General features: G+C 34.2%; 27 protein-coding genes. 18 read left to right on the top strand and 9 right to left on the bottom strand.

The features are described 5' to 3' along the window. Positions 1–66: 66 nt before the first annotated feature. Positions 67–204, bottom strand: a complete 138-nt coding sequence (locus ACW9XA_RS05920) for a hypothetical protein (protein ID WP_300327093.1) — start codon at positions 202–204, stop codon at positions 67–69. 390 nt (positions 205–594) lie between these two features. On the opposite strand from ACW9XA_RS05920, the gene ACW9XA_RS05915 reads away from it, so the two are divergent. Continuing rightward, positions 595–990, top strand: a complete 396-nt coding sequence (locus ACW9XA_RS05915; RefSeq protein WP_457763452.1) for a hypothetical protein — start codon at positions 595–597, stop codon at positions 988–990. A gap of 93 nt (positions 991–1083) precedes the next feature. Here the strand turns inward: ACW9XA_RS05915 and ACW9XA_RS05910 are convergent, their stop codons facing one another. Continuing rightward, positions 1084–1389: a histidine kinase dimerization/phospho-acceptor domain-containing protein gene (locus tag ACW9XA_RS05910; RefSeq protein WP_457763451.1), complete on the bottom strand. Its 306-nt coding sequence runs from the start codon at positions 1387–1389 to the stop codon at positions 1084–1086. Positions 1390–1740: 351 nt separating this feature from the next. Here ACW9XA_RS05910 and ACW9XA_RS05905 point away from each other — a divergent pair, with 351 nt between their 5' ends. The 6 genes from ACW9XA_RS05905 to ACW9XA_RS05880 all read left to right on the top strand — a co-directional run bounded on the left by ACW9XA_RS05905 (position 1741) and on the right by ACW9XA_RS05880 (position 4143). Continuing rightward, the gene (locus ACW9XA_RS05905; RefSeq protein ID WP_457763450.1) at positions 1741–2139 is read left to right on the top strand and encodes a matrixin family metalloprotease; all 399 of its coding nucleotides are present in this window, start codon (positions 1741–1743) and stop codon (positions 2137–2139) included. 152 nt (positions 2140–2291) lie between these two features. Then, positions 2292–2678, top strand: coding sequence for a hypothetical protein (locus tag ACW9XA_RS05900; protein ID WP_457763449.1), 387 nt, complete (start codon positions 2292–2294; stop codon positions 2676–2678). 134 nt (positions 2679–2812) lie between these two features. Then, complete coding sequence (locus ACW9XA_RS05895) at positions 2813–3031, top strand: hypothetical protein (RefSeq protein ID WP_457763448.1); 219 nt, start codon at positions 2813–2815, stop codon at positions 3029–3031. Between the two features lie 45 nt (positions 3032–3076). Next, positions 3077–3430: a hypothetical protein gene (locus ACW9XA_RS05890; RefSeq protein ID WP_457763447.1), complete on the top strand. Its 354-nt coding sequence runs from the start codon at positions 3077–3079 to the stop codon at positions 3428–3430. Positions 3431–3452: 22 nt separating this feature from the next. After that, the gene (locus tag ACW9XA_RS05885; RefSeq protein ID WP_457763446.1) at positions 3453–3851 is read left to right on the top strand and encodes a hypothetical protein; all 399 of its coding nucleotides are present in this window, start codon (positions 3453–3455) and stop codon (positions 3849–3851) included. Between the two features lie 7 nt (positions 3852–3858). Continuing rightward, complete coding sequence (locus ACW9XA_RS05880) at positions 3859–4143, top strand: hypothetical protein (protein ID WP_457763445.1); 285 nt, start codon at positions 3859–3861, stop codon at positions 4141–4143. On the opposite strand, the gene ACW9XA_RS05875 is transcribed toward ACW9XA_RS05880, so the two are convergent. The 4 genes from ACW9XA_RS05875 to ACW9XA_RS05860 all read right to left on the bottom strand — a co-directional run bounded on the left by ACW9XA_RS05875 (position 4140) and on the right by ACW9XA_RS05860 (position 9810). Next, positions 4140–4931 carry an S-methyl-5'-thioadenosine phosphorylase gene (locus tag ACW9XA_RS05875; protein WP_457763444.1) on the bottom strand — a complete coding sequence of 264 codons (792 nt, stop codon included), beginning with the start codon at positions 4929–4931 and terminating at the stop codon, positions 4140–4142. The two genes, ACW9XA_RS05880 and ACW9XA_RS05875, sit on opposite strands and share 4 nt — an antisense overlap. Continuing rightward, entirely contained in the window at positions 4931–5443 is a 513-nt protein-coding gene (locus ACW9XA_RS05870) for an adenine phosphoribosyltransferase (RefSeq protein WP_457763443.1), read from the bottom strand. Before ACW9XA_RS05870 ends, ACW9XA_RS05875 begins: the two co-directional genes overlap by 1 nt. Before the next feature lie 39 nt (positions 5444–5482). Further along, the gene (locus tag ACW9XA_RS05865) at positions 5483–7618 is read right to left on the bottom strand and encodes a biofilm-associated protein (RefSeq protein ID WP_457763442.1); all 2136 of its coding nucleotides are present in this window, start codon (positions 7616–7618) and stop codon (positions 5483–5485) included. Positions 7619–7716: 98 nt separating this feature from the next. Continuing rightward, entirely contained in the window at positions 7717–9810 is a 2094-nt protein-coding gene (locus ACW9XA_RS05860; protein ID WP_457763441.1) for an AAA family ATPase, read from the bottom strand. A gap of 104 nt (positions 9811–9914) precedes the next feature. Between ACW9XA_RS05860 and ACW9XA_RS05855 the strand changes: the two genes are divergently transcribed. The 3 genes from ACW9XA_RS05855 to ACW9XA_RS05845 are packed head-to-tail and all read left to right on the top strand — an operon-like array spanning position 9915 to position 11759. Beyond that, a complete protein-coding gene (locus tag ACW9XA_RS05855) occupies positions 9915–10379 on the top strand; it encodes a hypothetical protein (protein ID WP_457763440.1) in 465 nt (154 codons plus the stop codon). A 55-nt stretch (positions 10380–10434) separates the two neighbouring features. Continuing rightward, positions 10435–11169 (top strand): transcriptional regulator, encoded by a 735-nt coding sequence (locus ACW9XA_RS05850; protein ID WP_457763439.1) that lies wholly within the window; start codon positions 10435–10437, stop codon positions 11167–11169. Continuing rightward, entirely contained in the window at positions 11166–11759 is a 594-nt protein-coding gene (locus ACW9XA_RS05845; RefSeq protein WP_457763438.1) for an RlmE family RNA methyltransferase, read from the top strand. Before ACW9XA_RS05850 ends, ACW9XA_RS05845 begins: the two co-directional genes overlap by 4 nt. Here the strand turns inward: ACW9XA_RS05845 and ACW9XA_RS05840 are convergent. After that, positions 11749–12897, bottom strand: coding sequence for a tRNA (guanine-N1)-methyltransferase (locus tag ACW9XA_RS05840; RefSeq protein WP_457763437.1), 1149 nt, complete (start codon positions 12895–12897; stop codon positions 11749–11751). The genes ACW9XA_RS05845 and ACW9XA_RS05840 overlap by 11 nt on opposite strands. A 60-nt stretch (positions 12898–12957) precedes the next feature. Between ACW9XA_RS05840 and rnhB the strand changes: the two genes are divergently transcribed. Then, complete coding sequence (rnhB, locus tag ACW9XA_RS05835; protein ID WP_457763436.1) at positions 12958–13578, top strand: ribonuclease HII; 621 nt, start codon at positions 12958–12960, stop codon at positions 13576–13578. Here the strand turns inward: rnhB and ACW9XA_RS05830 are convergent. Both ACW9XA_RS05830 and ACW9XA_RS05825 read right to left on the bottom strand, forming a co-directional pair. Beyond that, positions 13575–14249: a fibrillarin-like rRNA/tRNA 2'-O-methyltransferase gene (locus ACW9XA_RS05830; RefSeq protein WP_457763435.1), complete on the bottom strand. Its 675-nt coding sequence runs from the start codon at positions 14247–14249 to the stop codon at positions 13575–13577. The genes rnhB and ACW9XA_RS05830 overlap by 4 nt on opposite strands. Then, positions 14236–15738 (bottom strand): NOP5/NOP56 family protein, encoded by a 1503-nt coding sequence (locus ACW9XA_RS05825; RefSeq protein WP_457763434.1) that lies wholly within the window; start codon positions 15736–15738, stop codon positions 14236–14238. The genes ACW9XA_RS05830 and ACW9XA_RS05825 overlap by 14 nt, the downstream gene beginning before the upstream one ends. 85 nt (positions 15739–15823) lie before the next feature. On the opposite strand from ACW9XA_RS05825, the gene ACW9XA_RS05820 reads away from it, so the two are divergent. From ACW9XA_RS05820 to ACW9XA_RS05790, 7 genes are all read left to right on the top strand, one after another. Next, the gene (locus ACW9XA_RS05820) at positions 15824–16735 is read left to right on the top strand and encodes a dihydroorotate dehydrogenase (RefSeq protein WP_457763433.1); all 912 of its coding nucleotides are present in this window, start codon (positions 15824–15826) and stop codon (positions 16733–16735) included. Beyond that, a complete protein-coding gene (locus tag ACW9XA_RS05815; RefSeq protein WP_457763432.1) occupies positions 16719–17531 on the top strand; it encodes a dihydroorotate dehydrogenase electron transfer subunit in 813 nt (270 codons plus the stop codon). The genes ACW9XA_RS05820 and ACW9XA_RS05815 overlap by 17 nt, the downstream gene beginning before the upstream one ends. Before the next feature lie 51 nt (positions 17532–17582). Beyond that, a complete protein-coding gene (locus ACW9XA_RS05810) occupies positions 17583–19307 on the top strand; it encodes a B12-binding domain-containing radical SAM protein (protein ID WP_457763773.1) in 1725 nt (574 codons plus the stop codon). 40 nt (positions 19308–19347) lie between these two features. Continuing rightward, positions 19348–19530, top strand: a complete 183-nt coding sequence (locus ACW9XA_RS05805) for a 30S ribosomal protein S30e (protein WP_179360494.1) — start codon at positions 19348–19350, stop codon at positions 19528–19530. Positions 19531–19613: 83 nt separating this feature from the next. Then, complete coding sequence (radA, locus tag ACW9XA_RS05800; protein WP_457763431.1) at positions 19614–20774, top strand: DNA repair and recombination protein RadA; 1161 nt, start codon at positions 19614–19616, stop codon at positions 20772–20774. Between the two features lie 95 nt (positions 20775–20869). Then, complete coding sequence (gene rlmN / locus ACW9XA_RS05795; RefSeq protein ID WP_457763430.1) at positions 20870–21931, top strand: 23S rRNA (adenine(2503)-C(2))-methyltransferase RlmN; 1062 nt, start codon at positions 20870–20872, stop codon at positions 21929–21931. 51 nt (positions 21932–21982) lie between these two features. Beyond that, a complete protein-coding gene (locus ACW9XA_RS05790) occupies positions 21983–22282 on the top strand; it encodes a 50S ribosomal protein L21 (protein WP_300323348.1) in 300 nt (99 codons plus the stop codon).

Here is a 22282-nt window from a genome sequence, read left to right as displayed (position 1 = left end):
GTCTAGTTTTAGCAGTAGTATGTGAATTCATAATTTTTGACGACGTTAATTTTAACTGTATTGTAATTAATACATTGTTTTCATTCTTTTTCTTTTCCTCAAATCTTTTTCATGTGAAGAAGATTCTAATGAATAATCATATTGAGGATATAATTTTGAAAATTGTTGTTCAATTGTGCTTTCATCATTATATGAATTTTCCATGCTCATACCTCATCTTCTTTATGCCAAACTGAATCTTTTTGCTTACACAAGTCAGAGCAATAATCACCCTGAGTACTTAATTGAACTCCACAATAATCGCAATGTATTGATTTATCATAGGATTTGTGTTCAGCAGTAAATTCCCTATATGTTATCAATGAATAGTATTTAGTTAAATTATATAAAATGTAATTAAGAGTTGATTTCATTTTAAATGAGGTCAACTAAATTATTGTTTAAATAACAATATCTGATTTTTCGAGTATGAAATGTCAATGTAGCGCAGGCAAACAATGTATGTTTCATTACATCATGAAAAATCCTGACTCCATAAAGCCAAAAAACTAAAGAATTTATTTCTAAAATAACCAATATTTGATTTTAAACATAATGAAAAACAGAAGGTCACAAAAGGATAAAATCTTGAGAAGAAATTATGAGTATTTTTGTAATGAAGTTTTAAAAATTGACAATATGATTAGATTTGTAGGATTGTTTGTAGATGATGAATTTCATTCAAAAATGCAAGAAGGTAAGAAAAGTAGTTCGACAGAAGAGAAAACACAGAAATCACTTCGACACGGAATTTTACGATGGAAATCAGGCGAATTATTTTCTACTAAAACAGCCAAACTAAAATGTCAAGTTGCAAAATATGATCATTTGTTTCAGATCACTTTGCCTCTTAGCAATACTGTCATCTGCTTAATGAGCACTGAATTGAATGTAGATCCGTTTAAAATAGCTGAAAGGGTTACCGAAATAAAAAACAAATACTTTGAATAACTAATTTTATGAACTTGAACCATACAATACAAGTCAACTAAAATTTAATTTCAAATATGCAAACCACTAGAGTAACTCATTGACAATAACATTTCATCTAAGTTTGGATTTTTCTAACATTTTAAAAACTATATCTAATAACAAACTTGTGTTTGTTTTAATATGATTTAATTTTTCTTGTTGTATTTTCTCTAATTTACCAAAACGCCCTTGAAGAAGCATGTCAGTATATGCTTTGATTGAAACTATTGGAGTTCTCAGTTCATGGCTCATAGAATCAAAAATTTCCTGACTAATGGAATCTTTGTTAGATAAAATTTCTAGGTATTCTTCAAGCATTAATTTTTCTTGTTCCATCTCTTTTATCTGATGAGTTTCATCTGAAGATAACGATTCCAATAATAATTATACATCTGACTTGTATTTAAAAAGATGATTTCAATTATTGTTTAAAGCCGAGAAATTTTTTTGAAAAAGTAGATATTGTTAATTCTGCATATCATTACTGATTGTTATCATAGATGATAAATTCTACACTAATTTATCCTAAAAATACTGGAATAACAGGTTGTAAATATGGCAGAAAAAGAAATAGTTACAGATTACAATCTACAATTAAAATAAAATCATAAAAGAGTCTAATTAAAAGACGTCATTTTATCTGAAAAATCATTACAGATAGATAACTCTCTTCTTAACAAAGGAATCAAGGGAACTTCTTCCACATATTATATGGGATGGAAAGGTGCAATGGATCAAGTATCAAAAAACCCAAGAAAGATGATCGTTCCAAATAAGTTCGAATACATATCTTCTGATAACGGAATTGCAGACATTACAATAAGGCTGGTTTCTCAGAGAAACGGTGATGGTTATTCTGGTTATACAAATTCAGTTGTAGATAACAACCAAATCTTAAAATCAACTATCACAATTTATGATATCAAAGAATTAAGCTCAAATCAAATTACAACCATACTCAGGCATGAATTTGGACACGCACTTGGCTTGGCACACTCTACGGCATCTGAAGAATTAATGTCGCCGACAATAACTACTGGTTACCCATACATTTCACCTTGCACGCTAGACGCAGTTGAAAAACTATATGACGGAAACCAAAAAAGCGTGACCATATGTGAAATATGAGCAAACTCAAATTAGATAGTGATTTTGAAAAAGTAAGAAAATCGCATCTCTCAATACAAAGTGAGTTTGTAAACAAAATACAATCAAGGCAGTTTAATAAATTTGAGAAACATATGCTGATTTGTAGGGAAAATACAAGATGATTATCTAAAATGACCTTTGGAGAAAAACACAGAAAAGCATTTCAATCTGAATGTAATGATCTTTCACAAGCAGTTCTTGGCAGTCTGCTAAAATTGGCTACCAGTCCTCAAGACAAGAAAGAACTATCAAAACTGATTCAAAGTGCAGATACTTTGATGGGCAATGCACGTTTTATTCAAGATAAAGAACTAGAGCAAAATGTCACAGATATTGTCAAATCATTTACAGGGGTTAATGATGTTAGGAAAAGAATTGACGAGTATAGTGTGGCCTTTGAGGAATTTGGTATGCGTGTAGGTGCTAGTGGTACTTGTCCAAAAGGATACATACTTGTAAATGGAAAATGTATTCCAGATAATCGATCTTATACAAAGTCACTAGTTAGAAAATACTAGTATGTTTTTAGGTCTAAAATAGTGCAAAATCTTTATGTTAAGTGATAAATTTTTGATAAAAATCAAGTAGAAAATTATGACAATATTTTCTGACTAATCTTTGGTTTTTATTACCATTTTTGAATTTTTAACTATTGTCTGATGGTAAACAATCTAAACTTTCAATCAGTCAAATTGCACTAAGAGGCGCTCTTATTGCAGTAATAATCACAATTCCTTCTATCATTACGTTTGTTCTTACATGGATTATTTTAGATAATTTGATTTATGCTGCAATTTTAGGTGCAATTGTTCATTTTATTGCAATGGGATTTTCATTAAAAATTTCTAAAAAAATCTTGGTCAAAAAATAACTGCATAGATCATGTTTTATGTTGTCATGATAATTAGTAAAAATAATGTCTTATTCTGGAATTGAAAAAGATCTTGTATCTGAAATTCGTTTAGATGCAATCCAAGCTAAAGTTTACTTGTTGGTTACATGCTTTGGAAAAATGTCTTCTGAATCAATCGCTGAAAAATTAAAAATCTCTACAAATGATGCTAAAAAAGCATCACGAGATCTAATGTCTCTTGGTGCTTTTATTGATATTTCTCCCACCGAATTTGAAGCAATGCATCCTAGATTTACTGCTGTGAATATGTATAGAAAAATGTGTGAAAGACAAAATATTGAATTTAAGCGAAACAAAATAGTTGATAATATAGGAGTAATATTGGAAAAACCATACGATGATGCAAGAACTAAATAATACTAATGTTGGGTGAACAACGTTGAGTATAGATACTGAAACCTGCAAACATCAGCCAGTTTACTTTGGTGTGGTAAATATCAATATTGATGAACGAACCATAGGTTCGGTTGATGTTTGGAGATGTGGTGTTTGCAAGAAAAAATTCTGTGAAGAGAAACAACTTGGAATAGAAGAACTAGCAGACTTGGTAGGAATGCCCAAAATAGATCCTGATGCAAAATGGGGTGTCTCTGTATGCAAACTTCAACAAGGCAAATACAAATGGAAATTGGTAAAACTAAAAGAAAATGGCGAAATCAAACACGAATGTCTTGACGAGAAAGTAGTTCCTTTGAAGGTCAAAGATTTCAAAATTGAAGACGATAAACATTGGAGCTTCTTAATTGATGACAATGTTAACAAAGCTGTAGAAATTTAATTTTAACATGGAACTCAAAGTCCACATCAATAATATTCATGGAAGCCAAATGGCCGCTAAAATTACTGGTAAATTTACAATTGACGAACATGAGTTTCGTTTTACTGCTATTGCATTTGGTAGAATTGGCGGACAAAATATTGGTGCAAAGCTTTCTCAAACAACTGAAAAGGAATTAGAAAAATTAGGTTATAACGTAGAAGAAGTGATTTTGTTGCTCCAGAGAAATTTGCTTCAAGGAGATTTGACTCTTCCAGAGGGACTCACAAAAGAATCCTTTGTCGATGACTAGAATTCTGCTTCTTCTAATGCCTTAGCACATGAACAACTTCTTGTTTTAGGAATTTTATCAATTAATTCAGTTAGAACTTTCTTTGTCTTTTCTACATTCTTTGAAAGTGTTTCAAGAACTTCTTTAGCTGTAACTGGTTTTTCTGCCCAAACATCATAATCTGTAACAGTAGAAATTGATGCATAACACATCTGTGCTTCTCTTGCTAGTTGACATTCTGGCACTAGTGTCATTCCAATAATGTCTGCGCCTGTAGTTCTATAAAATTTTGATTCTGCTTTTGTAGAAAATCTTGGACCTTCAATACAGACATATGTACAATACTTGTGCATGTTCATGTCCAGATTATCTGTTACTTGTAAAATCGATGATTGCAATTCTGGACAAAAAGGATCTGCCACTGAAATGTGGATTACTCTTCCATCTTCTGAAAATGTTCCATCTCTTGATTTTGTAAAATCTAAGAATTGACTAGGTAATGCAAAATGACCTGGTTCGAATTCTTCTTTTAAGCTTCCTACAGCTGATGGTGCGATAATTCTGGTGACTCCTAATTCTTTAAAAGCCCAAATGTTTGCTTTGAAATTAATTTTGTGTGGAGGGATTGTATGTTTTTTTCCATGTCTTGGAAGAAATGCAATTTTTCTTCCTTTGAAAATTCCAACAGTGATTGTGTCTGAAGGTTTTCCGTATGGTGTGTCAATATCTATTTCTTGTGCATTTTCAAGTAAACCTGAATCGTAAATTCCCGTCCCTCCAAAAATTCCTATCTCGACATCTTTTTCCATTAATATTTCACCAATGATTTACAGTTATAATTGCTGATTCCTTTGATTCCGTTAAGATCAACTAATTCTATTATGAAAGCAAATCCTACAATTTTGCCTCCAACTTTTTCGATTAATTTTGCAGATGCTTTTGCAGTACCGCCTGTTGCAAGCAAGTCATCACAAATTAGTACTCTTTCTCCTTCTTTGATGATGTCTTTTTGAATTTCTATTGTGTCTTTTCCATATTCAATCGTATATGCTAGTTTTGTAGTTTTACCAGGTAGTTTTCCAGCTTTTCGAATCATCATCATTCCTTTGTTGTATCTTGAGGCTAAAATTGAGGCCAGAATGAATCCTCTTGATTCTATTCCTGCAAAAATATCGACATCTTTTGGATGGAAATATTTTGAAAATTCATCTGCAATAAATGATAATGAAGATGGATCTTTTAAGATTGGACTAAAGTCCCTGAATAAAATGCCTTTTTTAGGGAAATTTGGATATTCTGCAATTTTGTCCTTAAGATTCATGATCAGTGTCATGATTATCTGAAATAAAATTGTTTGAGCCTATTTGATTTCAAACGTTGTTTCTGCATTACTTTGTGCATCTGAGACCTTGATCGTATATGTTCCAGGCTCTGTATCTTTTGGTATTATCCATGGTTGGTTAATTATCCCTTCTTTTGATGCTGGGAATGATAATTCGTCAATAATCTCTCCATCTTCTGCAATAATTTCAATTTCAACTGTTTGCGCTGCTCCGAAAACATGTATGTTGATTGTTTTACCAAATGACATTGTATTTCCTATTCCTACTTCTACTGTCATACCTTCAGATTTTTCTCTGACAACATTGATTATGGAATTGTCAAAGTTTGATCCACTTTTTGCATTAATCATCCATTCTCCTCTCTTTGCATCTGTTGGAACTCTAAATGATGACTCTGAAATCTTTCCATCTTTGTCTGAAAATGTTTCTTTGATTTTTACTTCTTCACCTTCTGGATTAATCAGAGTTATTGTGAGAAGAACGTTTGAACCTGTTTCACCTAAAACCAAAATTGAATCACCTGGGAGATAATCTGGCTTTGTTGTGTTGATTTTGATTGCTCCAGAACCTGTTTGTAGACCTACTGTGAAAACTTCTGAATTTTGTGCAGTACCTTTGCTGATAACTGCCGTATATACTCCTGATGAATAACCGTCTAACTTTATGGAATGGGTTCCTCGACCATCTGGTTGTAAAGTAATGGATATTGATTCTCCTTTTGGCTTGTCTGAAGGATCAATAATTAACAAATTGACAACCTCCGATGCTTTTCCAGATAGTGTAATAACGGCTGTCTCTCCAATTTTATAACTGAGCTTATCAAATTCCAAATTTACAGGAATTGTTGGAAGTTGACCCAGTCCCGCATATGTGAATTCTTTTTCTTTTTCTTGTGTTGCAATTAGTGTGTATGTTCCTTCTGGTGTGCTTTGTGTGGTGGGGAATTCAAATTTTACAAATCCTGTTTCATCCACTTTGATAATATCTGAAACAATTTCTTTTCCCAAAGGATCTTCTAATACTATTTCAATTAATTTATTGGGTAATGCTGTCCCATTAAATTTCATAGTATCTCCTGGTGCAAATTTCAAATTATTAGGAGTTATGATGATTACTTTATCTGACTGTATTTCCCATTCTCCAGTTATTGTATTTCTTCCATCTGAAATAGTTCCTATGTACTTTCCAAATGGTCTATCCAGTGGAACCAATAATGACTCTAATTTCCAATTCCCTTTACTGTCTGTTTCTGCTGTCGTTGTTCTGATAATGTTGTTGTCCGGTCCTTGAATCTCTATTGTAACGCCGCTACCTGGAGATGCTGTTCCAAAAATTTCTAAAAAGTCTCCCCTGTGAGCGATTTTTGGAATTCCTTTAACCGTAAGTGGTGTATTTACTTCATCTGGAATTCTATTGATGTTTTCTCCAATTCTGAGACTCAATTTCTTTTCTTGACCTTCTTTGTCTTTTACTATGAAATCTACTCTGTCAGCTTTTTGCTCCTTTGGAATTTTCATCGTAGTTATAAAATGACCATCTTCATCTGTCACAAAAGCTCCCAGTTTCTTAGAATCTATATAAAAATCAAATTCTTGTGATGATCCAAAATTGTCTCCTGTTACTCTGATTGTCGAATCAACATTTGGTTTCTCTGGAACTATTCTAAATTCTGATTTAGATAATATGCCTTGACCTACTGTTTCTGAATTTTGGTTTGGTTTTGGATTTGTAACAACTTTCTTTATTTCTCCAGGCGATGTAATTCCTGTGTCAATTTGTGTATTCTTTTTATCTAAAACTTTCCAGTTAATGCCTGTAATTGGCTTGTCTGTCTTTATTCCAAATTTTACAGATTCTCCAGGCTTGATGGATTCTGATGATGTAAAAATAATTACTCCTTGGGCATTCTTTTCCCCTATCCATCCTTTTTCTGTTTTAAATGACTTGAAATTAAAATCACTTCCAAGCCAAATTCTCAAAGTGTTGACTTCTTTATCTGAATCATTTGTCAATTCCATTACTGATGTCTCATCTAATGCAATACTGGTGACAGTAATTTCTTCAGCATAGATATCTGATGGCAATATCATTAATGCTGTTGAAAGTAACAATGCAATTGCTAGGAAAATTCCTCTAGTAGAGGATCTATTCATGTAACTCAAATTCAATATCTCTCACTTAAACCTTAAAGATTTTTCCTCGTATTTCTATTTCTGAGTTTAGTGCTTTTCATGAGCAAACTTCTTAAATCTTAATGCTTGGCCTTTTGAAATTTGTCCAAGTCCAGTTTTGTACCTTCGTTTTGGTATTGTCTAATACGTTCTGCAATTAGTCTGTATAATGATCTGAATTGATCTTTGGTTTTGTCTGATAGAAAACTAGTTTCTTCTAATGTGATCTTCTCACAGATGTATCGTGTGATCTCTTCGTTATTGAATTCTCCCCAATCTTCATCTCTATGATCCTGCCAAATTTTTTTCAATTTTTCTAAAACCCCTTTGCCTTCTTTAGATGTAAGGTCTTGAGGGGTAAGATTGGAAAAGCCTTCTCTTCTTAGCTTGATTTCATAGGTTTGGTTTACTGGATACAAATAATCTTCAAGAGCAATGTAATCTTCAATTGATTCTAGTTTCTTGCCTTCTCTTTCAAAGAAAATAGTCTGTATTGGTGAAAATTCATTTGAAACAAGCTGAGCAGAGATCTGCTTTGATTCTTCAGAGTTATCTAATAAAACAAATGTTCTATATCCGTGGTTTCTGTAAAATATTGCTAATGGTAAAACTGAATTTTTGCTATATGCTGCAACCACATTTAGTGGATTCATTGAAATGTTTGGGTCTTGCAAGAACTTGTCAAATGCATTAAGATACATTGCATCTGACATTGTTTCTACTATGATTATTGGCCTAGAGTTTGTTCCTATTTCTCTATCTACAATGGATTCAACTTGACCTCTGCAAAGTCCATACAAAATAGGTGTCAGTGTTTTATCATCTGCATTCCAATAATCATAAAATATTCTGCTGAGGTGTTTTCTCTTGTCCAGTTCTACCACAAGTAAGTTTCCTGGTGTATAATCAAATATCATAAATGGTGAATGTGTTGCATACAATACTTGGTTTGATCCAGCCAAGTTCTTCAGCAAATCTGAAATTCCCATCTGTTGTGTAGGATGTAAATTTCTTGCAGGTTCGTCTAATAGTAGTATTGCTTCTTTTAACTCTGCTCTTTGTGTTTCAGCTGCAAAGTTGACAATAAATGAAAATGTCCATTTGAAACCTTCGGCTCTTCTGTTTAACAATCCTGTGTTTGTAATAGTTCCGTCTCTATGAACATCTGAAATTACAACACTCATTATGTTGCCTGGATTATATCTCAAGTCAACATGGATGGGATCACCCTTCCATGCTGGATTTAATTTTTTACTTAATCTGTTACTTGCAGCATTGAGAAGTTTAATGCATTTTGAAGGACTCTCTTTGACCTCGTCTAACTCTTTGATGTCTAGTTCTGCAAGATAGAATAGATTTCTAACTGTCTCTGCTTTGTCGAATTCTTCAATAAACTCTATTGAATCTGGACGTTTGCCGCTTTCTTCTCTGAGATATTCATTGAGATTGATATTTCCGTAGATTTTTTTGTAATCTGAAAAATAAACAAACCTTGGATGTAATTCTGATGCAATAAAATTTTGCAAGGCCACTTTTTCACTTTCTCCACTAAGAAGATTTGAAAATTGGCTTTCTGGACTGTCATAGATTTTCTCCCACTCTTCAATGACTTTGGGCTCTTGAATTGCTATGACGTGAAATTGATTGCTAAATTCTGCCATTCCTCTATCAAACACTTCTTGGTTTTTTGGAACTTCACCTTCAAAGAATTTTGTATCAATTTGGATTCTCAGGTGATTTGGAATGGTATCTAAGAAACCAAAAATTTGTCTTGAGAAATTCTCCCAAGAATTTAATCCTTCATTGCCATCTTCACTGAGTTTGATATTTTCAAATTCATATTGGACCCTTGGATTTTGATTCGTTCTAAATAATTTAATTTTCTTTATTTCTGGCAGTCCTGGAAATTTTTCTTTAATGATGCTGATTTCATTTTGACTTAGATCAAACTCACCTTCGGCTAGTCTCATTTCTTCCTTTAATTCCTCATTCATTTCGTCACAAAGATCTAATTCTGAAATTTCTTCATCTTTATTCAACAGTGTCAGTGCTTGAAGAATTGTAGTTTTTCCACTTTCATTTCTTCCTACAAAAGCTGCCAAATCTCCAACTGTAATTTCTCCAGAATCATGAATGCAACGATATGCTCTAACTCTGAATTTTCTTAGTCGCATCTAGCGATATTTAGTCGGCTACGATTTAACTCATTCGTCAAATTGATCTTGACCCTTGAAATTTTGCTAAATAGATATAAGGGAATTGTAGATTTTAAAACAAAATGGCCACTAAACGAGTTTTTCTTGTATTTGTTTTACCTGTAATTTTCTCAATAGTGTTTGGCGCTGCAGTTTTGTCTGATGTTCTTCAAAAACCTGATAGAGAACTAAACATGTTACCAATGTCTTTTTCTGATGGAGGCTCTTCTCACAATGCCTCAATTGAAATAATTGGACTATCTAAGCAGTATTCTACATCAGAACCTGTTGAAGTTCAAGTTAAAATCAACGATTCTTCATTTAGCTGCGGAGATCTGTACATTACAATTTATTCTTCTGGAAAAAGTGATGTAATTACACAAGGTGGATTCTTTGAGCAATGTTTTGAATCTGGAAGCAAAATAATTCCAGTTGGAGACACATTTTCTGAGGTAATTGCTATTCCTGGCTCGTATGATATAGTCATAGAAATGGTCTCAAAACAACTCAAGAATATCTCTGCTAAAGGAACTTTTACTGTTAAATAGGAATTAAATACTGATTGATAATTAAGATATTGAAATTAAAATTTAAGGTGATTTGATGGCAAAGAAAAAAGATACTCTAATTGAAGAAGCAGAAAAAATCAAGGCTGATCTTGATGAGTTAAAAAAGAAAAAGAAAATTCTTGATGATAAACCTGCAAAGAAAACAGCAAAAAAAGCAGAAGCTAAACCTGCAAAGAAAACAGCAAAAAAAGCAGAAGCTAAACCTGCAAAGAAAACAGCAAAAAAAGCAGAAGCTAAACCTGCAAAGAAAACAGCAAAAAAAGCAGAAGCTAAACCTGAAAAAGTAAAAAAATTAACTAAAAAAGAATTAGAAGAAGCTAAAAGAGAAGCTGAGAAAACCCTAGAAGAAGAATTAGAAGAACAACTATCTGACGAAGAAATTGAAAATTTCCAAATAGAAAAAGTTGACATGGAAAGATTGACAAACAAAGTTTGTGATATTTTGGCTGAGAAAGAATCCGATGGAATGTTCCAAGGTGAATTATGGAAAAAGCTTAAACTGACAAATCAAATTGGTTCTCGTTTAGCATTAAAACTTGAAAGAATGGGTACAATTACAAGGGAAAAACTTCTTGAGAATAATCGTTGGACATACAAATTAATTTTAAAGAAGACTCCGATTAGCACTCAATCAATTGAGAATGCACCATGTTTAGTTTGTCCTGTAGAGCAGAAATGTTCGCTTGAAGGTGAGATTAGTCCTACAACCTGCCAGTTCATTGAGGATTGGGTACTTGCTGAATTGAAAAAACCTGTGAAGGCCAAATGAAACTAGCTGATGCACGAAAAGATCACTATCGTAGATTAGCCCATGAACAAGGTTTTCGAAGCAGAGCTGCGTTTAAACTACAAGAATTAAATCGCTCATATCGTCTTATTGGGCCTGGATTCAACGTTCTGGATCTTGGATGTGCCCCTGGAGGTTGGACTCAAATGGCTATGAAATTAGTTGGAAATCAAGGCAAAGTCATGGGAGTTGATTTGTCCTATGTAGAAGAAATTCCAGGCGCTCATATTATACGAGAAAATATTGAAGATGAACATGTCGTTGACGAAGTATTATCTTATTTTGGACGTAAGGTCAATGCAGTTATCTGTGATCTTTCGCCACAAGTAAGCGGAAATTGGTCCGTTGATCATGCAAAGCAAATTTCGCTGAATTATGACTGTACAAAAATCATGGACAAAGTTTTAGCACATAAAGGAAATGCTGTCTTCAAAATTTTTGACGGTGAATACTCTATGGAATTTAGAGACTATGTGAAGAAAAAATTCTCTAGAGTCAATCTCACAAAACCTGATGCAAGTAGAAAACAAAGTAGTGAGTTGTATCTTGTGTGTTTAGGGTTTATTGGATAGTTTCAAAAGTTTTTATTATTTCATTGATGTTTGCGTTGGTTCTAAATCCTGTTGGATTAAATGCTGTTATGCTGGATACAAATCCGTTTTCTTTTAAACTTGAAATTGCTTTTTCTAATTTTGGTGGCGATGCTTTCATTAAAGATGCAACTTCATCTACTGTAAAATAAGTTCCAGGCATGTCTGCTTCTTCTAGGCATTTACGAAGTGTTTTTTCACAAATTTTGTCTGTTTCTAATTCAGAGTTTTCATCCAGCATGTTTTGAACAAATTCTCTGTCAAAAAGATTCCCAATCCATAATGGTCCTGCAATGCTAATTTTTGATTTACATAGTTTGCATTCATGTTCTTGCTCTAGTGTGATTTCTCTATGCCCGCAATTTTTACAATGCAGAATGTATCCTAGATTTTCTTTCTGATCTGGTCTGTTGAAAACTTTGACATATGTTCTATAGTAATGCATTTCACTTTCCACAAACATTGGAGCAATTTCCACGCCTAATCTTGCTGCTACTGCCCTCAGTGCACCTAGTATTAGCCTAATTGCAATTTCATTTCCGTACTCTGTTCTAACTGGAATCCCTCCATACTTTCTTTTACAGGCAGACTGGAAGAGACCGTTTAAGACTTGAAGGTCTGTTGCTGCAGTTGATAATATGCCTCCATGCATAGTTGCTCTAATCCCGCAATCAAAATATGCTGCAGGCGAGCCAAATGGATCTATGTCTACTATTGAACCTCTTTCTCCTTTTCTTGAATAATTACTAAAAAATCTACATACTTCTTTTTCAGAAAATTCTATATTTTTTATTTCATTTAGATTTGCTGAATGCTCTGCCATTTTTAGCGCAGTGGGATTAAGATCATTGATTATCACTTTTTCAACATCCAATTCATTTGCAACTCGTAATCCTCTTGCACCCACTCCTGATAGACCCTCTAAGAAAATTCTTGGACCTTGGAATTTTTTTAGAAAAGCTGAATATGCAATTATGGAAAAATCTCTATTCACCCTTGCTTTTGGATTAAAAAATGCAGGTTTCATTGGAGGAACTTTATCTGTGATTGCTTTTTTTGGGACTAGTAGTTTTGTTTTGCCCTCTATTATCTCTTGAAAAGTTTCATCTGGAAATTCCAATTGGTTTTCAATTTTTCTAAACGTCTAACGGTTTAATACTTGTGTTTTAAGACACAATTCGTGCAAATTTGCGGTATTGATGATGCTGGACGTGGTCCAATGTTGGGACCTCTAGTGATAGCTGGAATTTCATTGCAGAAAAAAAATATTAAAAAATTAAGTGCATTAGGTGTAAAAGATTCAAAAAAGCTTACTCCTAAATTGCGTGAACAACTTTACAAAAAAATTATTGAAATTGTAGATGATTACTATATTGCAAAAATTTCTCCTAGGTCTATTGATGCTAGTGTAAAGAAACACTGTCTAAATGGTTTAGAGGCAAAATATATGGCAAAAGTTGTTTCAAAATTAAATCCTGATATTTCATATGTTGATTCATGCGATGTAAATCCAACTAGATTTGGAAAAGAAATATCCAAACTATCTGATAATCATAAGATCAAGTCATTTCATCGTGCAGACAGTAGGTTTGTAGTGGTTTCTGCAGCTTCCATCTTAGCTAAAGTTACTAGAGACAAAGCAATAATGAAATTAAGAAAAGAATATGATTTGGGAAGTGGTTATCCCTCTGACTCTGTCACTGTCAAATTTGTAACAAAATATTATAAACAAAACAATGAGATGCCTAAATTTGTGCGTAAAAGCTGGAAACCTGTTCAGAAAATAATTGACAATAACTAATTTTTGAATTTTGAAATTACGATTGCATGGTCCTTGTCATAAGGGTGCAAATCAATAGTCTGCAAAACATCAAATCTTAGTTTCAATTTCTCTATTTCTTCTTCTACGATTCTTTTTGGTGCTTTTGTAACATCGATACTTCGAGTTTTGATAACTAAAAAGAAATATCCTCCTTTTTTTAGATACATTTCACAATTATCCATCGCAATTTGTGTTTGATCCGGTTGCGCAATATCTACATACACTACATCTACTTTTCCAAATACTGAAAAATACTCTTTTGGTTTTCTTGCATCTTGTAAAATTGGAATAATGTTTTTTCTATACGCTGCAACTCTATCTAAGAAGTCCCTTGCAACTCTACTTGCATGTTCTACTGCAAAGACTATTCCCATAGGCCCTACAATATCTGAAATATGGCTAACTGTAGTTCCTGTAGATGCTCCTAGATACAAAACCGAACTTTTATTTTCAAAAGGAAAATAATCAAGATCATTCATTATTGCTGCAGCTAATTTGCTCCTAAATGGATCCCATAACCTGTACTCGATATTCTTTTTGATAATTAATTTTTCTTTGTAAACTTGATTTCCAGGAACCATGTTTTCAGTTGCTAGCTTGTTTTGGCCTTCTGATTTTATCCAAAAAAATGATTTGTTATCTTCTTCCAAACTTCTTTCTCTTTTTATTTGAATTCTTGTCTTCTCTTCTTGGACTATCTCTATAGCTTCCTTCTCTTCTATCTCCACCTTCTCTTCTTGGACTATCTCTATAGCTTCCTTCTCTTCTATCTCCACCTTCTCTTCTTGGACTATCTCTATAGCTTCCTTCTCTTCTATCTCCTCTTCTTCTATCTCCACCTTCTCTTCTTGGACTATCTCTATAGCTTCCTTCTCTTCTATCTCCTCTTCTTCTATCTCCACCTTCTCTTCTATCTCCACCTTCTCTTCTATCTCCTCTTCTTCTATCTCCACCTTCTCTTCTTGGACTATCTCTATAGCTTCCTTCTCTTCTAAATGATGGAGGTGGTCTTGTGTCTTTTTCAGTAGGATTTTCATATTTCTTGCCTATTTCATCAACTCTAACGTTTAGTTTCTCAAGTAAAGTTTGGTTCAATCCTTCACCGTATACATCAACTCTTGCAGCAATGACTGCTTTTGCAGCAACTGCACGTGCAATTTTTCCTCTTTGCCATCTTGGAGCTGCATGAACCATTGCATGTTGGAATAATAATCCGTGTTTAGGAGGTTGAGAACCTGTTTTCAATGATCTGAATAATGCTTTTTCAGCTCCTAGGACTTGAATTGTACTGGCAGGAAGTGATGCCATTTTTTTAAGACTGCCAGCTCTTCCTAATATTCTTGCACCAACTGCGGTTCCTAGAATTGCTGAAAGATTTGGAGCAATCTCTTGCATTTCTGTTTCAACATGTTCTTCAAGTTTTTTACGTAATTCATGAAAGTCTAAAACTTGTTTTGCAATTGATTGCACAATTGCCAAATTGATATCTGAAATGTCTCCCCCTCTACTTTTTGATGAAATTAATGATAACATTTCCACTTTTGATTCTGGAAAACCTGCATCTTCAAAAACTTTTTTAGTTAATGACTCTCGTTTACCTGCCAGAACAATTTGTGCATATCCATTAATGCTATCAATTATGTTGTCTAATTCTGGAAAGTGCAATCCATACCATTCTCTTAGTCTTGAACTCAGTCCGTTTGCAATCTTGTCAATTTCATCTAGAGAATTAATTGCTTGGATAATGTGGAGGTCTGGACTCTCTGAGACTTCAGTGACTTTTGAAGATGAAAAATCTAAAGCAAATTCTCTTAATTTTCCTAATGTATCTTGTAAGTTAGAAGCAAAACCTGAATCGACAATAATTTGTGGTTTTGTAGCTTGAACTGTAGCTAATTCTGAGGATTCCATTAAATGACAATCAATTGAATATTTTTTTAGAATTGCAAGTAATGATTCATCACTTACAGAAAATCCTCTTTGAGTAGATGCTAAATAATTTACCAGTTCGTTTAATTTTGATTCTTTATTTTTCACAAGCAGGTATTCTTTCACAGGGTTTGAGAAAGCAAATGCCTTGTCTAGTTTCCCATCGTTGAAAACTGAGATTCCTAACTCTGTTAATATTACAGAATACATGACTAGTTGATTCTAAATCACCTTTAAAAAAGGTACCAGAATCACGAATCAACTGTTATATTCGAAACTATGCTCACTAATCAAAGTGGAACCTAGTATTGCAACTTCCATAGGTCAAATTCAATTAGATAAACCTGTAATGCTCGCGTCTGGAATTCTAGGCATATCTCTTGACGTGTTTAATCGACTTTATGCATCAGGTGCTGGTGCTGTTGTTACAAAATCTCTTAGTACTGCACCATGGGAAGGTTATCCAAATCCTACAATTTTCAGTGTTGGAGGTGGTGGATGGATAAATGCAGTTGGATTATCTAATCCTGGCGCTTCAAATTTTGCTAAAATGATTGAACCTAATCAAGATGTACCAATTATAGTAAGTTTAGTGGGCTCTGTACCTGAAGATTTTGAAGATATGATAAAGGAATTCAAAAATTGTAAAGTCAAAGCTTACGAATTGAATTTATCGTGCCCTCATGTTGCTAAAGTTGGGCTAGAAGTTGGAGATGATCCTGGATTGGTTAAAGCAATTGTGTCCACTGTAAAAAAATCAACAAATGTGCCAGTAATTGCAAAAGTTGGTTTAGGAACCAGTAATTATCTGAATACTGTAAGTAATGCAGTTGATTCTGGAATTGATGCTATAACTGCAATTAACACTGTTCGTGCAATGGCAATTGATGTTGAAACCAAACGACCTATCCTCAGTAACAGGTTTGGTGGGTTATCTGGAACTCCGATTAAACCGATTGCCTTAAGATGTGTTTATGAAATTTCTTCAAAATATGATATTCCTATTATTGGATGTGGAGGAGTTTCCACATGGGAGGATGCAGTAGAATTCTTTTTGGCCGGAGCTTCTGCAGTTCAACTTGGTAGCGCAATGGGTGATAACTGGGTTGGAGTTTTTGATGATATCAACAAAGGAATTTTGGAATATATGAAGAGAAATAACTACGCTACAATAAAGGACATGGTGGGTCTTGCAAAGAAATCCTAATCATCCAACAATTGTTACAATTGAAAAAGTAATTGACGAAACACCTACTGTTAGGACTTTGGTTTTTTCAGATGATGTAATGCCAAATGTTCTTCCTGGACAATTTGCTATGGTTTGGATTCCTGGAGTTAATGAATTGCCAATGAGCATAATGATTTCAAAAGAATCTGGAAAGGCAGCATTTACAGTTAGAAAGCATGGTCCTTCTTCAACTGGTCTATTCAATGTTCCAGTTGGAGGACAAATAGGAATTAGAGGTCCATATGGAAATTCATTTGATGTTAAAGAAGGAAAACTTTTGCTGGTTGGTGGTGGAACAGGTCTTGTACCTATGATGCGACTACTTACTTTTGTAAAACCTACTGATGACGTCACTGTATTGATGGGTGCTAAATCAAAAGACGAGGTATTCTTTGAAGACTTGTCTAATGAATTACTAAAAAATAATTCTCATCAAGTGATTGTTTCAACTGATGATGGTAGCTATGGTGAGAGAGGATTTGTAACTGATTTGGTTGAAAAATTAGTCAATGAAACTCACTTTGACGCAGTGTATGTTTGCGGTCCTGAAATTATGATGTACAAAACTGTCAAGGCTGCGCATTCAAAACAAATCTTTGTTCAAGCTAGCCTTGAAAGAATGATGAAATGTGGAGTTGGAATTTGTGGTAGTTGCTGTGTGGGTGAGGATCTTGCTTGCAGAGATGGCACTGTGTTTGACGGAGACCATTTATCCAAAAACAAGGAATTTGGTTATTTACATAGGAATAAGGCTGGAATTTTAGAAAATTACTAATTTTGCCTAGCAAGGTTTAAAATAAATCAGAAAATTATTTCCATGAAGGGTATGGGTACACCAAAAATAGTCTTAACAGCCGATAGAACTTTAATGTCTCCTTATAGGGGATTGTCTCTTGCAACATTTTTCGGATGTGCTCCGGCACTTGACCCTAGCAGAGATAAAAACAGTTTTTGGTATAAGATTCTTGGAAATCAAGTAACTCCAAAAATTCTATTTGATTTCATTTGTAATTGGTCTCCTGATATTGATGGTGTTGCAAAATATGCTCCATATGGATTAAGAAAATTAGAAGCTGGTTTACTACGTGATGGCTTTGCACGCAAAGATGTAGTTGTTGCTCACCCAAATCATATTGAAAAATTCATCGGTCCTGAAACTGAAGTTATCGGAACTTATGAAATGGATCCATTGGGAATGGGCCCTGTCACTATGACATTTACTTATGGTAGAAAACAAACATCATATGATGAATTTTACAATGCTGAATTACACCATAGAATTAAAGCTGCTAAAGCAAGGACTGGAAGTAAAGCCAAAGTAATTTCTGGCGCATCTGGAACTTGGCAGTACAATTATGATCCAGCTAAAATTGAAGAATTTGGAATATATGCAATTCTTGAAGGAGAACTTGGTGGTATCGCACCTGAAATTGATGGACATGCAGGTCGATTCTTTAACTATTTGATTAATGGGGATTTTGAAAACATGGATCCTTTCAGAAAGAGAAGTGACTTTAAGGTTAACATTAAAGAATTTGAAAGAGAAGGAAAAAAGATTCATGGAAGATTTGTAAACTTTTGGGATCGACCTGAACTAGAAGAAATTCCTGACATTGTTGAACCAAGTATGCATGGAATGGTTGAAGTAATGCGTGGTTGTGGAAGAGGCTGTAAATTCTGTGACGTAACACTACGATCTTTAAGATATTATTCTCCAGAAAAAGTCAAAAAAGAAATTGAAGTTAACATTAAGAAAGGCGGTTCAAAATCTGCATGGATTCACAGTGATGATATTTTTGTTTATGGTATGGATCCTAGAACTGCCAAAGGGATGGAACCTAACAGAGAAGCCTTGGAAGAATTATTTACTGCTATCATGTCTACTGGAGTTGAACATACCAATCCAACCCACGGAACACTAGCAGGCGCAATTGCAGATGAAAAACTTATTCCTAATCTCTCTAAAATCATGAAAGCTAGTCCTGATAATATGATTGGAATTCAAGCTGGATTTGAAACTGGTAGTCTTAGATTAATTGGCAAGTATGCTGATAGAAAACTTGCACCGTATGATCCATCTGAATGGCACTGGGTTGTAAAAGAAGGTGTTAAGACTTTGAACCAAGACTATTGGATTCCTGCATTTACTTTAATCATGGGTCTTGATAATGATGAAACTCCTGAGGATTCTTGGGAAACTATTAGATTGCTCAGTGAATTAGAACGAGAACAACCTGATTCTATGTTTACTGCTACAGCACTAACATTCGTTCCAATTGGATTGCTTGAAAAATCTGATTTCTTCCATATTGGAAACGAAATGACTCCTGCACAATTAGGTGTTTTATACAAAACATGGCAACACAATTTCAAATATGGTATTCAAAAATTCATGACTAAAACTGGTTCTAAAGGTCCACAGAGATACTTCTTTAACGCGATTGCACGATCTCTTGGCGGTGTACCTTTAGGTGCAATGGAAAAATATGCTCGCAGAAAGAGTAAGGAACATGAGAAAGTCATTGAGACTGTTAAGGCAAAGTATTGGTAGTTATCCAAATACATAAATTCACTAATTCTTATTTTAAAACATGGCAACACACGGTTCACTTACCAAAGCAGGTAAAGTTAGAGGCCAAACACCAAAAGTTGAAGGTAGAAAAATTGTAGGCACTAGTTCTAGTGTTGGAAATAAAAGCAATTTCAAGAAACGATTTGTCTTAGGTAGATTCCCTGGTCAAAACAAACCTGGACAAAGAAGAAAGAGACGATAGTCGATTTTTACTAAAATTTACCTCTTTTACGATCATTTTCCCAAACAATACTCTTATAAAGTACTGGTACCGTACTATACGGTATGGTAGAAGATTTAAGATTAGATAGTTTAGAGGGCGTAGGTCCTGTAACTACAAGAAAATTATCCGATGCAGGTGTCCACAACGTCATGGACCTCATCGTTAGAGGTCCTGTAGAAATTGCAGAAATAACTGGAATGGAAAAGGATACTGCTGAAAAAATTGTCAATAAAGCCAGACAACATTTAGTTGAAGGTGGATTAATTGCCAAACATTTTACAAGTGCAACTGAAATTTACAAACACCGACAAAGTATTGGTAGAATTACCACTGGTACAAATTGTCTTGATACATTATTTGATGGTGGTATAGAGACTCAAGCATTAACAGAAGTTTATGGTGAGTTTGGTTGTGGTAAAACACAATTTGCTCATACAATGTCTGTGATGGTTCAAAAAAGCAAAGAAGAAGGAGGCCTTGAAGGTTCTGTATTATACATTGATACTGAAAATACTTTCAGACCAGAAAGAATAGTGTCTATTGCCAAAGCTCATGACATGGATCCTGAAAAAGTTTTAGATAACATCATAGTAGCTCGTGCATACAACAGCTCACACCAAGTATTGATTCTTGAAGAAGCTGGTCCAGTAATTGAAGAAAACAATGTTAAATTAATTGTTGCAGATTCTGCAGTTGGACTGTTCCGTGCTGAATATCTTGGAAGAGGAACATTGTCTGTAAGACAACAAAAACTAAATCATTTTGTTCATTTGTTGTCAAGAATTGCAGAAACATACAACTGTGCTGCAATTGCCACAAATCAAGTTATGGCATCACCTGATGTCTTCTTTGGTGATCCAACTCGTCCAATTGGCGGAAATGTAGTTGCACATACAAGTACATACAGAATATACTTTAAGAAATCAGGTAAGAAACGAATTGCTAGAATGGTAGATAGCCCTCACCATCCTGAAGAGGAAGTAATCTTTGCTCTAGGTGAAGCAGGAGTTATAGATCCTGAAGAGGCCGATAAAAAGACGAAAAAGACTACCAAAAAAGCAACTACCAAAAAGGCAAAAGCAACTGAGGTAGAGGCTACAGTAGAAACACCTGAGGTAGAGGCTACAGTAGAGACACCTGAGGTAGAGGCTACAGTAGAGACACCTGAGGTAGAGGCTACAGTAGAAATCGAATCTGATGATTTGGATCCTGTAGAAGAGTAAATCCTCTTCTCTCCAATTTTTCACTCTTTTTGATTTTCATTTTAATTAAATCACCAAATTATAAAATATCCCTCATGTGAATCTGTTAATACATAATGACAGATTTGTATAGATTACTTCCTGAGGAGATGGAACAACTTGTTATCGATATGGGATATCCTCGATATAGGGCAGACCAAATTTTACTTCCATTATATTACAAATTTCCAAAACAACTTGATGATATCCCACAACTCCCCAAAAAATTAAGAGAGGAATTAACTGCAGCGGGATACACAATAGGTTCTGCAAAAGAAACTCATCGTATTGTAAGTGATGATGGGGATACAACAAAATTATTACTTGAGCTATCTGATGATAATGCTGTAGAAACAGTTCTAATGCAATATGATCCTGCAAAGATTGGAGGTCATCCAAGATCCACAATCTGTGTTTCTACTCAAATTGGATGTGCGATGGGATGTGTATTTTGTGCAACTGGTCAGATGGGTTTTGAAACAAATCTAAAAGCAGAACATATTATATCTCAAGTAATTCATTTTGCAGAAATACTGGAAAAACGTGGAGAACATGTAACGAATTTAGTTTTTATGGGTATGGGTGAACCCATGGCAAATTATGACGAAATGATTCGAGCTGTAAAAATTTTAACGCATGATAGAGGATTTGGATTAGGTCAAAGACACATAACGATTTCAACTATTGGAATAAAATCTGGGATTGAAAGACTAGCTGAAGAGAATTTACAAATCGGTCTTGCAATATCATTACATGCTCCAAACAATGAACTACGAAAAAAATTAGTTCCTACGGCTAGTCCTACGTCTGTGGAAGACATTATTGAATTAGGTAGAACATATTTTAAGAAAACCGGCCGTCGTGTAACTTTTGAATATGCCCTTATGGCAGGAATCAATGACTCGCCTGAAATAGCAACAGAATTGGCTAGGCTTTTGAAAGGCAATGGCTCACATGTGAATCTGATCCCAATCAATCCTACCGCAGGAGATTTTAAGCGTCCATCTGAAAAAAGTGTCTTAGAATTTGAACGAATTTTATCTGATGCTGGCATAAATTGTACAATTCGAATCGAGAAAGGTACTGAGATTTCTGCTGCTTGTGGCCAACTTAGAACCGATCTTGCTAGTAAAAATTGAGCATATCTTGTTCTAAGTCTTAAAATAGGGCTTTCAAAGATTTTACACTACATGGCAACTAAGAAATCACATGGTCGTTCACATGGATTTAAACACAAATCTAGATCTGTAATGAAGAAAAAGTCCCCAAGAGGAGTCTCATTTTTGTTACGTGAATACCAAGAAGGTCAACAAGCCCTTGTCATTATTGATTCAAGACAGCATAAAGGATTACCACACAGACGATACCATGGTAAAGTAGGCGTCATAACAAATGTGGGTAGACGTGCTGTAACCCTAGATGTGAAATTAGGTGAAAAATCGAAAACCTTAATCACTAGATTGGATCACATTAAACCATTCGGTGTGTAA

This window comes from Candidatus Nitrosopumilus sp. bin_6a (assembly GCF_054095695.1).
This window is presented reverse-complemented; position numbering and strand designations above follow the sequence as displayed.